The organism is Paracoccus fontiphilus (assembly GCF_017356265.1).
GTDB lineage: Bacteria > Pseudomonadota > Alphaproteobacteria > Rhodobacterales > Rhodobacteraceae > Paracoccus > Paracoccus fontiphilus.
Map to the genome: position 1 here is coordinate 1 of NZ_JAFNAW010000083.1, position 11713 is coordinate 11713.

10 protein-coding genes are annotated in these 11713 nt (G+C 68.4%); 5 read left to right on the forward strand and 5 right to left on the reverse strand.

The genetic code is table 11. The features are described 5' to 3' along the window. Positions 1-257: 257 nt before the first annotated feature. Positions 258-824, forward strand: coding sequence for a TetR/AcrR family transcriptional regulator (locus J0F76_RS18345; RefSeq protein WP_207471698.1), 567 nt, complete (start codon positions 258-260; stop codon positions 822-824). Positions 825-838: 14 nt separating this feature from the next. Here J0F76_RS18345 and J0F76_RS18350 read toward each other — a convergent pair whose 3' ends face one another. Further along, a complete protein-coding gene (locus J0F76_RS18350) occupies positions 839-3331 on the reverse strand; it encodes a GcvT family protein (protein WP_207471719.1) in 2493 nt (830 codons plus the stop codon). Between the two features lie 172 nt (positions 3332-3503). Between J0F76_RS18350 and panC the strand changes: the two genes are divergently transcribed. The 3 genes from panC to J0F76_RS18365 all read left to right on the forward strand — a co-directional run bounded on the left by panC (position 3504) and on the right by J0F76_RS18365 (position 5823). Further along, complete coding sequence (gene panC, locus J0F76_RS18355) at positions 3504-4382, forward strand: pantoate--beta-alanine ligase (RefSeq protein WP_207471700.1); 879 nt, start codon at positions 3504-3506, stop codon at positions 4380-4382. Further along, positions 4372-5181, forward strand: coding sequence for a 3-methyl-2-oxobutanoate hydroxymethyltransferase (gene panB / locus J0F76_RS18360; RefSeq protein WP_207471702.1), 810 nt, complete (start codon positions 4372-4374; stop codon positions 5179-5181). Before panC ends, panB begins: the two co-directional genes overlap by 11 nt. Before the next feature lie 66 nt (positions 5182-5247). Continuing rightward, positions 5248-5823 carry a hypothetical protein gene (locus J0F76_RS18365; protein WP_207471704.1) on the forward strand — a complete coding sequence of 192 codons (576 nt, stop codon included), beginning with the start codon at positions 5248-5250 and terminating at the stop codon, positions 5821-5823. Here J0F76_RS18365 and J0F76_RS18370 read toward each other — a convergent pair. Both J0F76_RS18370 and J0F76_RS18375 read right to left on the reverse strand, forming a co-directional pair. After that, entirely contained in the window at positions 5820-6983 is a 1164-nt protein-coding gene (locus J0F76_RS18370; RefSeq protein WP_207471706.1) for an MFS transporter, read from the reverse strand. The genes J0F76_RS18365 and J0F76_RS18370 overlap by 4 nt on opposite strands. 63 nt (positions 6984-7046) lie before the next feature. After that, positions 7047-8048 (reverse strand): 2-hydroxyacid dehydrogenase, encoded by a 1002-nt coding sequence (locus tag J0F76_RS18375; RefSeq protein WP_207471708.1) that lies wholly within the window; start codon positions 8046-8048, stop codon positions 7047-7049. A gap of 172 nt (positions 8049-8220) precedes the next feature. On the opposite strand from J0F76_RS18375, the gene J0F76_RS18380 reads away from it, so the two are divergent. Further along, positions 8221-8784 (forward strand): SH3 domain-containing protein, encoded by a 564-nt coding sequence (locus tag J0F76_RS18380; protein WP_207471711.1) that lies wholly within the window; start codon positions 8221-8223, stop codon positions 8782-8784. On the opposite strand, the gene J0F76_RS18385 is transcribed toward J0F76_RS18380, so the two are convergent. Then, a complete protein-coding gene (locus J0F76_RS18385; protein ID WP_207471714.1) occupies positions 8781-10805 on the reverse strand; it encodes a M3 family metallopeptidase in 2025 nt (674 codons plus the stop codon). The two genes, J0F76_RS18380 and J0F76_RS18385, sit on opposite strands and share 4 nt — an antisense overlap. Positions 10806-10829: 24 nt before the next feature. Beyond that, positions 10830-11713, reverse strand: an 884-nt coding sequence (locus J0F76_RS18390) for a HesA/MoeB/ThiF family protein (RefSeq protein WP_207471717.1), incomplete at its 5' end; no start/stop codon positions are given.

The window sequence follows — 11713 nt, forward strand, 5'->3', positions numbered from 1 at the left end:
CAGACCCCCCATACCTGCCTCAGCAGAAGGGAAGCACATCATAGGCTAGCTGGGAATCCTGAATCTCGATGCCCGCGACATGCTCTAACCAAAAACCAAAAAAACCAGACCAGAGCCTTGAACAAGCCGCCCAGAACCAATTAACAAATGACAATCGACATGCTTGTCTTCCTCACCGGCATGTCGCTAAACTATCCGGGACAGGGCACGTTTCCCTCAAAAGCTTTACACTGTCAAGTTTGCCTGGAAAGGGTTGGATGCCGACACGTGGCGCGCTGCCTCAGGCCTTGGTGCAGGCCGGAGTAACCCTTCTGGACGAGGAAGGCGTGGAGGGTCTGACGCTGCGGCGCGTTGCGTCCCGGGCGGGCGTGTCCCATGCGGCCCCGGCCCATTACTTCGAAGGTCTGCCGGGACTGCGGCAGGCGATTGCGACACGCGGCTTCCAGATCTTCCAGTCGGCGCTTCGTGATGCGATGGCGGCACCTGCCGCGTCGCCCAGGGCGCGGCTGCTTGCGGTCGTCAACGCGTATTCCGACTTCGCTGCCCGGCATTATGGCCTGTTCAGCCTGATGTTCCAGGAAATCGAGAACCCATCAGCCGCCCTGCGCGAGGCGGCGCTGGAAAGCTATGGCCTGTTCAGCGAATGCGTGGCGCCCCTGGCCGGCGATCGCGATCCCCTGGTGCTGGAAAGCGCGATCTGGGCGATGGCCCATGGCTACGGCATCCTGGGAATGAGCGGGCGGGCCGATCGAACCCATGTCGCCCCCCCGTTCGAGGCGCTGCTGGATCTTCTGATCCCCTGCGAACCTGCCGCCCCCGCCTGAGGGCGGCAGAATCCTTATCCATCCACGCGGATACGTGCGTTCTGCGGATCGTAGGGGCTGTCCTCGGTCACTTCGGCGTCCCAAAGCTCGCGGAACATGCGGACCTTCAGCTTCGTGCCGGGCGCGGCCAGGTCCGGGCGGACATAGCCCATGCCGATCTGCTTGCCGAAGGCTGCCGAATATCCACCCGAGGTCAGGCGCCCGATCTTTTCCCCGTCGAGGAAGATCCCCTCGCGGCCCCAGGGATCGGCGTCCTGCGGACCGTCGATCAGCAGGGTGACGCACATGGACCGGATGCCCTTTGCCTGCATCGCGTCCTTGCCCCTGAAGTCCTTGGACAGGTCCACGAAGCGGTCCAACCCGGCTTCCAGCGGGGTCGCGTCGCGGCCCAGTTCGGTGCCGAAGGCGCGATAGGATTTCTCCTGCCGCAGCCAGTTCTGAGCGCGCGCGCCGACCAGCCTCATGCCCAGCGGCTCGCCCGCCTCCATCAGCCGGTCGAACAGGTGGTTCTGCATCTCGATCGGGTGGTGCAGTTCCCAGCCAAGCTCGCCCGTATAAGCCACGCGGATGGCGTTGACCGGCACCATGCCCAATTCGATCTGTTTCGCCGACAGCCAGGGAAAGCGCTTGTTCGACAGCGCGGTTTCCGGCTGCGCATCGCGGATCAGCTTGGCCAGGATGTCGCGGGACGCAGGGCCGGCCAGGGCAAACACCCCCCATTGCGTGGTCACGTCATGGATGGCGACATAGTCGCCGCCCGCCGCCATGAAATCCTGCGCGGACTTGACCAGGTGATCGCCGTCATAGGCCGCCCAGGCGCCTGCCGACACCAGATAGTAATCGTTCTCGGCCAGGCGGACGATGGTGTATTCGGTCCGCGTCGTGCCCGCATCGGTCAGCGCATAGGTCAGGTTGATGCGGCCCACCTTGGGCAGCTTGTTGGTGGTCAGCCAGTCAAGGAACGCCGTCGCGCCCGGACCCTTCACGGTGTGCTTGGCGAAGGCCGTCGCGTCGATCAGCCCGGCCGCGCCCCGGATCGCCTCGGCCTCGGCCTTGGCGTATTGCCACCAGCCGCCGCGCCGGAAGCTGCGCGAGGCGTGGTCGTCGAAGCCTTCGGGGCCGTAGTAGTTCGGGCGTTCCCAGCCATTCACATGCCCGAACTGCGCGCCGTGCGCCTTTTGCCGGTCATAGGCGGGCGAGGTGCGCAGCGGGCGGCAGGCCTCCCGCTCCTCGTCGGGGTGGTGCAGGATGAAGACGTGCTCATAGGCCTCCTCGTTCTTGCGGGCGGCATATTCGGTGGTCATCCAGCCGCCGTAACGGCGCGGGTCCAGGCTGGCCATGTCGATCTCGGCCTCGCCCTCGACCATCATCTGGGTCAGGTAATGGCCGACGCCGCCCGCCGCCGTGATGCCGAAGGAAAAGCCCTCGGCCAGCCACATGTTGCGCAGGCCGGGCGCCGGGCCGACCAGCGGGTTGCCGTCGGGCGTATAGCAGATCGGCCCGTTGTAGTCGTCCTTCAGCCCCACCGTTTCCGAAGTCGGCAAACGGTGGATCATGGACATGTATTCTTCCTCGATCCGTTCCAGATCCAGCGGGAACAGGTCGGCACGGAAGCTTTCCGGCACGTCATACAGGAACCGCGCGGGGGCGTTGCGTTCGTACGGCCCAAGAATCCAGCCGCCGCGTTCCTCGCGCACATACCATTTCGCATCCGCGTCGCGCAGGACGGGGTGTTCCGGGTTGCCCTCGGCCCGCCATTTCACCAGCGCCGGATCGGGCTCGGTGACGATATACTGGTGCTCGACGGGGATCGCGGGGATCTTGATGCCCAGAAGGCGCGCGGTGCGCTGCGCATGGTTGCCGGTGGCGGTGACGACATGCTCGGCCCGGATCTCGAAGGTCTCGCCCGTTCCGACCAGGTTGCCGCCCTTCTCGACCAGCTTCTCGCAGGTGACGATCCATTCGGACCCGGTCCACCGATAGCCGTTGACCTGGATCTTGCGCTCGATCGTGGCGCCGGCCATGCGCGCGCCCTTGGCCATGGCCTGCGTCACGTCGGCGGGGTTGATATAGCCGTCGGTCGGGTGGAACAGCGCGCCCTTCAGGTCCTCGGTGCGGACCAGCGGCCAGCGGTCCTTGATCTGCTGCGGGGTCAGGAACTGATGCTCGATCCCGACCGTCTCGGCGGTGGCGGAATACAGCATGTATTCGTCCATCCGCGCATCCGTCTGCGCCATGCGCAGGTTGCCGCAGCGGGTGAAGCCTGCGTTCAGCCCGGTCTGCGCCTCAAGGTCCGCATACAGCTTGACGGAATAGTCATGGATATGGGTCGTCGCATAGCCCATGTTGAACAACGGCAGCAGGCCCGCCGCGTGCCAGGTGGACCCGGCCGTCAGTTCGTCCCGCTCGACCAGCATGGTGTCCCATCCCGCGCGAGCCAGATGGAGCGCGATGCCGCAGCCGACCGCGCCGCCTCCGACGACAAGAACCTTCACATGCGACTTCATTTCGCGCGACTCCATTGGCTTGTTGTTGGTTCCGTTACTGCCACGGCCTGTTCGCGCCGTTCCGATAGGCCCGACCTAAACGGGCGAAAAGCGACATGCTGCAACGCAGCACTTGTGCGAATCTGCCGCACGCCCTTAGGGTGCGCGCCACCGGGGGACCAGGGGGACGGGAATGCAGATTTGCCGCGACAGGCAAGCGATGCGCGATTGCGCAGGCAGTTGGCGGCGGGCGGGCGGACGCATCGCGCTTGTTCCGACGATGGGGGCCCTGCACGACGGCCATATGTCGCTGCTGGCCCATGCCCGCGACTGGCTGGATGCGCAGGGCGGCGGGCGGATCGTGACCTCGATCTTCGTGAACCCCACGCAGTTCGGTCCGAACGAGGATCTGGCGACCTATCCCCGGGATGAGGAAAACGACCTGGTGATGCTGCGGTATGCCGGCTGCGATGCCGTGTTCCTGCCGTCGGTCGGCGACATCTATCGCCCCGGCGCGCAAACCGTGGTCGAAGTGACGGGCCTGTCCCGGATGCTGATGGGTCGGCTGCGGCCCGGCCATTTCCGGGGTGTCGCGACGGTGGTGACGAAGCTGTTCAACATCGTCGGGCCGGATGCCGCGACCTTTGGCGAAAAGGATTACCAGCAGCTTGCGGTGATCCGGCAGATGGTTGCGGACCTTGACGTGCCCGTCCAGATCCTGCCCGTGCCGACGGTGCGCGAAGCCGACGGGCTGGCGATGTCGTCCCGCAACCGGCGCCTGTCGTCCGCCCAGCGGGCCGCGGCCCCGGTGCTGAACCACGCCCTGGACCGCGCCCAGCAGATGGTGGCCGAGGGCGCGGGCCTTTCCGCCGTCCGCGCCGAACTGCGGCGCATCATCGGGGCCGAGCCGCTGGCCCATGTCCGCTCCATCGACATCCGCGATGCCGCCGACCTGTCGCGCATCGCCATCATCCGGCGGCCGGTGGTGATTCTTCTGGCCGTCCGCTTTGGCGATGTTCTTCTGATCGACCAGCGTGTCGCCCATCCGAAAGGTGTCCCCGATGTCCGTTGAAACCCGCACGAAGCGCATCACCGCGCCCGAGATCGCGTCCCGCAAGGGGGCGACCCCCATCGTCGCGCTGACGGCCTATACCGCGCCGATGGCCGCCATGGTGGACGCCCATGCCGATGTCATCCTGGTCGGCGACAGCCTTGGCATGGTGATCCACGGCCTGTCCTCGACCGTGGGCGTCACCATGGAGATGATGATCCTGCACGGCCAAGCCGTGGTCCGCGGCAGCCGCCGCGCCCTGGTCGTGATCGACATGCCCTTCGGCAGCTACGAGGAAAGCCCCGAGCAGGCCTTCCGCAACGCCGCGCGCCTCATGGCCGAGACCGGCGCCGGCGCGGTCAAGCTGGAGGGCGGCAGCCGCATGGCCCCCACCATCCGCTTCCTGGCCGAGCGCGGCATCCCGGTCATGGGCCATGTCGGCCTGCTGCCGCAGGCGACGCATACGCTGGGCGGCTTCAAGACGCAGGGGCGCGACACGGAAAGCTGGCCGCGACACATGCAGGACGCCGTTGACGTGGCCGAGGCCGGCGCCTTCGCCATCGTGGTCGAGGGCGTCGTGGAACCGCTGGCGATCCGCATGACCGAGGCCGTGGCCGTGCCGACCATCGGCATTGGCGCATCGGCGCGCTGCGACGGGCAGATCCTGGTGCTTGACGACATGCTGGGCCTGTCCGCCCGCGTGCCGCGCTTCGTGCGCACCTTCGCGGACCTGGGCGCGCAGGCCGACCGCGCCATCGCCGACTATGCGGCGGCGGTGCGCGAGCGGTCCTTCCCGGACGAGGCAAACGTCTATCGCTGAGTGATCCAGATCAAGGTCATCGCCCTTGCCTGAGGCTAAGCCCGCCAGGCAACGCGACGGACGATCATGACACTGGCCACCTTTCTGACTGCGATCCTCGGGCTTCTGCTGACGCCCGGACCCACCAACACCCTTGTCGGGCTTGCCGGCGCCAGCGGCGGGATGGGCCGCGTCGTCCGGCTTATCCCGGCCGAGGTCGCGGGCTACCTGACGATGATCCTTCCCTTGGCCCTTGTCGGGCATGACCTGCTGACGGCCGTTCCGCCGGCTGCGCAGGCCATCAAGCTGACGGCGGCGATCTGGGTGATGATCCTGGCGGTCAGGCTGTGGGGTCGCGGATCGCTGTCGCAGGCAGGCGGACCCATCACCGCGGGGCGCATCTATGTCACCACCGCCCTGAACCCCAAGGCGCTGATCATCGCCCTTGCCCTGCTGCCCCCGCCCGCCCTGGCCGAATTCTGGTCGCGCCTGGCCCTGTTCTGCCTGACGGCAGCAGCCGTGGCGGCGATCTGGGGCGGCGCCGGGGCCTTCGCCCGGCAGCGCGGCACCGGCGCGGGGCGGTTGCAGGTGGTCCGACGCGCGGCCTCGGTCTGGTTGGCGATGGTGTCGGTGATGCTGGTCGCGGGTGTCCTGCGGGCCTAGTGCCCGCCGTCGAAATCGGCCGTGCGCGCCAGCCGCGACAGCAGCAGCGGCACCAGAAGCAGCAGCGACAGGCCCAGGTAGATGACGGAAAAGCTCATCCGCTCGGCCAGGAAGCCGATGGTGCCGGGGGCCAGCAGGATGCCGGAATAGCCCATGGTGGTGACGACGGACAAGCCGACGCCATGGGCCAGCCCCGGGACGTTTCCGGCCGCAGAAAAGGCGATGGGCACCATGTTGGCGATGCCGATGCCCGCCAGCCCGAAGCCGGCGATCGCAGCCCCTGGCGACGGCGCAAGGGCTGCCAGCGCCAGGCCCGCCATGGCGATGACCGTGCTGATCCGCAGCGTCCTGACCGCCCCGTGGCGGCGACGGATCTCGTCGCCCAGGAACCGCATGACGGCCATCGTTCCCGCGCAGGCCGCAAATCCCCAGCCCGCCAGCGCCAGCGGTGCGCCCATCTCTCGCTGCAGATACACCGCCGCCCAGTCAAGGATCGCGCCTTCTGGGATCATCGAGGTCAGGGCCATCACGCCGATCAGGTAGGGCAGCGGCGTTCGCGGCAGGCGCAGGGGCTGGTGCTTCTGCTCTCCCGAAGGGCTGTCATGCATCAGGCGGGGAAAGGCCAGCGCAAGGATCGCCGCGACGATCAGGGTCACGACGACGGCATGGGTCAGCTCGCCCAGGGACTGGATGGCAAGCCCGCCTGCCCCTGCCCCGCCCAGTCCGCCCAGCGACCAGAACCCGTGGCAGGACGACATGATCGCGCGGCGCCGGGCACGTTCGACCGCGACCGCATTGGCGTTCATGGCGACGTCCATTCCGCCGATCAGCCCGCCGAAGACCAGCACCGCGCCCGCGACCGCCCAAACCGTCGGCGCCAGCGAGATCCAGATCAGGCTGGGCGCGAACAGCACCGCCGCCAGCTTGACCGCGTGGGCCGACCCGCGCCGCGCGACAAGCGCGCCAAACACCGGCATCAGGCAGATCGACCCGATCCCGAGCGCCAGCACCAGCAATCCGGCGACGGATTCGTCGATGTCCAGCCGCCCCATCATCGCGGGCAGCTTCGGCGCCCAGCTTCCGACCACCAGCCCGTTCGCGAAGAACAGCGCCGAGACCGCCCACCGCGCCCTGACGCCGACACCACCTGTCCCGGTCATGATCCATGCCTCGTCGTCTGTGCCTGAGATGTCCCTGAATGGGGAACGCGCCAGCGCCCCCGCCTACAGCATCGAAGGCACGACCAGATCCGGCGGGCGGTGACCATCGGCAAAGGTCTTGATGTTGATGATGACCTTCTCGCCCATCTCGGCCCGGCCCTCGACCGTGGCACTGCCCATGTGGGGCAGCAGCACCACGTTCGGCAGTTCGCGCAGACGGGGATTGATCTCGTGCCCATGCTCGAACACGTCGAGGCCCGCGCCCGCGATTTCCCCCGCACGCAGCATCCGGGTCAGGGCGTTTTCGTCGATCACCTCTCCGCGCGAGGTGTTCACCACGACGGCCGTGGGCTTCAGCAGCTTCAGCCGCCGCGCGTTCAGCAGATGGAAGGTCGAGGGCGTATGCGGCGCGTTCACGCTGATGACTTCCATCCGCGCCAGCATCTGGTCCAGGCTTTCCCAATAGGTCGCCTGCAGCTCCTGCTCGATCTCGGGGCGCAGGCGGCGGCGGTTGTGGTAATGGACCTGCATTCCGAAGACATTGGCCCGCCGCGCCACCGCCTGGCCGATCCGCCCCATGCCGAGGATGCCCAGGCGCCGCCCGCCGACCCGCCCGCCCAGGTGCGCGGTCGGCGCCCATCCCGTCCACCGCCCGGCCTGCATTTCGGCAAGGCCCTCGGGGATGCGGCGGGTCACGCCCAGGATCAGCGCCATCGCCATGTCGGCCGTGTCCTCGGTCGCAACGCCGGGGGTGTTGGTGACCAGGACGCCGCGCTGACGGGCGGACTGGACGTCGATGTGATCCACGCCCGCGCCGAAATTCGCGATCAGCTTCAGCCTGTCGCCCGCCTGGGCCAGCATGGCCGCGTCGATATGGTCGGTCAGGGTCGAAACAAGCACATCCGAACCGCGCATCGCCGCCGCCAGATCCTCGCGCGACATCTTGGCATCGTCCTCGCGCAGCACGACATCGAACAGCTCCTTCATGCGCGTCTCGACCGCCTCGGGAAGGCGGCGCGTCACGGCGACACGCAGTTTGGGACGCGAGGGCTGCGGTGTGTGCATCTTGGCCTCACTTTCTCGATGTCATGTCGTGGCAGCCTTTCAAAACGGCGCCGCTTTTGGCAAACTGCCCGCGTTATGGGGCAGGCACAAGACCCCATCGGGGACGCGCGGCGACCCCGGGAATGGGGCAGAACGGATCGCCTGAACGGCGGTCGGCAGGAACGGACGGAACATGAAGATCAGGACGCTTTTGGGGGGCGGCGCGGCAATTCTGGCCGCATCGGCAGGTCTGGCACTGGCGCAGGCGGAGGCTGTTCCGCAATCCGCCGATGCCCGGATCGTGCGCGTCCAGGACGATGGCGGCGTGACCCGCGGGCCGGTCACCAACCTGCCCGTGCCGCGCTATGTCAGCCTGAAGGGGTCCGAAGGAAACGCCCGTCGCGGCCCTAGCCTGTCGCACCGCATCGACTGGGTGTTCCGCCATGCCGGTATGCCCCTGCGCGTTGTGGCCGAGTTCGGCCACTGGCGCCGGGTCGAGGACAAGGACGGCGCCGGCGGCTGGGTGCATTACGCGCTGCTGTCGGGTGTCCGCACCGCGCTTGTGACGCAGGACATGGTGGACCTGCGCAGCCGCCCGGACGCGGATTCGGACGTGGTGGCCCGCGCCGAGATGGGCGCCATCGTGCGGCTTGGCGAATGCACGCCCGGCTGGTGCCGCATTTCCGGCGGCGGCCAGCGGGGCTGGGTTCCGAAAGCCGCGATCTGGGGCGTGGACCCGGACGAGGTGCGGGACTAGGCCAGCCCGCGCCCGCGCAGCAGCGCATCCACCCCCGGCATCCGCTGCCGAAAGGCCAGCCACAACTGGTCCGCCGGGGCCGATCCGCCCTTGGACAGGATCGTCTCCTCCAGCCGCCGGGCGGTGGCCGGGTCGAAGATGTCGCCCGCTTCCTCGAATGCGGCAAAGGCGTCGGCGTCCATTACCTCGGACCACATGTAGCTGTAATAGCCGCTGGCATAGCTGTCGCCGCTGAAGACGTGGCTGAAATGTGGCGTGGCGTGGCGCATCGGAATGGCCGGAGGTGCATCAAGCGCCACCAGCACCTGCGCCTGTTCCGCCATGGCGTCGGCGGGCGGATCGCCGCGATGGAAGGCCAGATCGACAAGGGCGCTTTCCAGGTATTCGGTCGTGGAAAAGCCCGCGCCGGCCTTTGACGCCGCAAGAAGCCTGTCGCGCAGGGCGGCGGGCAGCGGCTCGCCCGTCTCGTGGTGCCGGGCATGGGCATCCAGGACGGCGGGCTGTTCCAGCCAGTGTTCGTAAAGCTGCGAGGGCAGTTCCACGAAGTCCTGCGCGACCGACGTCCCCGAGATCGAGGGCCAGGACACGTCCGACAGGATGTGATGCGTGGCATGGCCGAATTCGTGGAACAGCGTGCGCGCGTCGTCCCAGGACAGGAAGGCGGGGGCGCCCGGCGCCTCGGGCGGGGTGAAGTTGCAGACGTTGACGACGATGGGCCGCTGCCCCGCGCCGATCCCGTGCTGGACCTGCAGGGTGGAACACCAGGCCCCCGACCGCTTGGAGGGCCGGGCGAAATAGTCGCCCACGAAGATCGCCATCAACTGCCCGTCGCGCGTGATCCGCCAAGACCGCGCATCGGGCGACCAGAGGGGCGCGTCCAAAGGCTCGAACTCCAGCCGGAACAGGCGGCGCGCGACATCCATCATCGCCGCCAGCATCGCGTCCAGCGTCAGGTAGGGCTTGACATGATCGGCGTCGAAGTCGTGGTCGCGCCGCCGCAGGCGTTCCGCATAAAGGCGCCAGTCCCAGGATTCCAGCGCGCCGTTGACGCCATCCTCCCGCGCCATGGCGGTCAGCCTGGCCTCGTCGGCGGCGGCGCGCTGGCGGGCGGGCTGCCAGACCCGGCCAAGCAGGTCCGCCACGCGGTCGGCGCTGCCCGCCATCTCGGGCTCCAGCTTGTAGGCGGCGAAATCGGCATAGCCCAGCAGCCGGGCCCGTTCGTGGCGCAGGGCCAGGATCTCGGCTACCAGCGGCAGGTTGTTCGTCGCCTCGCCCCCCGCGCCCTGCCCCGATCCGCGCGCGGCCCAGGCGCGGAACGCGACCTCGCGCAGGGCACGGTCTTCGGCATATTCCAGGAAGGGCACGATCAGCGAACGGTTGAGCGTGACGACCTGCCCCTCCATCCCGCGTTCCTTCGCGGCGGCCCGCATGGACCGCAGCAGCCAGTCGGGCAACCCGCCCAGACGGTCGGCAGGGATCGGCAGAACATAGTCCCGTTCGTCCGCCAGCACGTTCTGCGAGAACTGCGTCGTCAGCACGGCCATCCGGGCGCGGATCTCGGCCATGCGGTCGCGGGCCGCGCCTTCCAGCCCGGCACCGGATCGGGTCAGGCCGCGCAAGGCCAGTTCGGTGATGCGCCGGTCCTCGGGCGGCAGGCTTTCCGCCATGGCCGCGACGGCCTTGACGCGGGCATAAAGGCGCGGGTCCATCCCGGTCTTGCTGTTGTAGGCGGCCAGACGCGGGGCGAAGTCGCGTTGCAGCGCCTCTCGCGGGGGGTTCGAATCGACATTGGCCAAGGTGTAGAAGATCGACAGCATGCGGTTCAGCCCGTCCTCGGCGGTTTCCAGCGCCGCGACGGTGTTGTCGAAGGTGGGCGGCTCGGGATTGGCCGCGATCGCCTCCATCGCGGCGGCGGCGGCGGCAAGTTCCCGGTCGAAGGCGGGGGCCATGTCCTCGTCGCGGATCAGGTCGAAGCGCGGCAGTCCTTGGGGACCGGTCCAGCGGGTCAGTTCGGGGTTCATGCAAGCCTCCTGGTTGAAAGGAACCTAGGATCGTTCGGCCCGGCCTTCCAGACCCGATCCGCAGACCGGGCAATCGGGCCGCCGCGCCGTCCCGATCATGCGGCTTTCCCCGTAAAGCCCGTCGAAGATCAGCATCCGACCACGCAACCCCTGGCCTGCCCCGGTCAGGTGCTTGATCGCCTCCAGCGCCATCATGCTGCCGACCACGCCCGGCAAGGGGCCGATCACGCCAGCCTCGGCGCAGGGCGGCGCAAGGCCCGGTGCGGGCGCCGTCGGGAACAGGCAGGCGAGGCAAGGGCCGCCGCGCGCAGGGTCATAAAGCGTCACCTGCCCTTCCCATTGCGCGATGGCCCCCGCGATCAGCGGCACGCGTGCCGTGACGCAGGCGCGGTTGATCGCCTCGCGCGCGGCGAAGCTGTCGGTGCCGTCCAGGACAAGGTCGTGCTGCGCGATCAGGTCGATGTCGGCATCCGTGATCCGGCGCGGCACCGGCGTCACCGCGACATGCGGGTTCAGCGCGTGCATGGCTGCGGCGGCTGTCTGCGCCTTGCCCTGCCCCCGCTGATCGCTGCGAAAGATCACCTGGCGCTGCAGGTTCGACAGGCTGACGGTGTCGTCATCGGCGATCGTGATCCGTCCGACGCCCGCCGCCGCAAGATACAGGCAGACCGGGGCGCCCAGGCCGCCCGCGCCAACGACCAGGATGCGGGCATCGCGCAGGCGCATCTGGCCCGGTCCGCCGATCTCTCGCAAAACCAGATGGCGGGCATAGCGGTCCAGTTCGGCATCCGTGACACCGGGATCGGCGGGAACGGGCACCGGTGCGGGCACGGCCCGCGACCGCAGCCGCGCAAGCCCCGCGCGATAGGCCAGCACCAGCCCCGCCAGCCCGCCCGCGACCAGCCAGC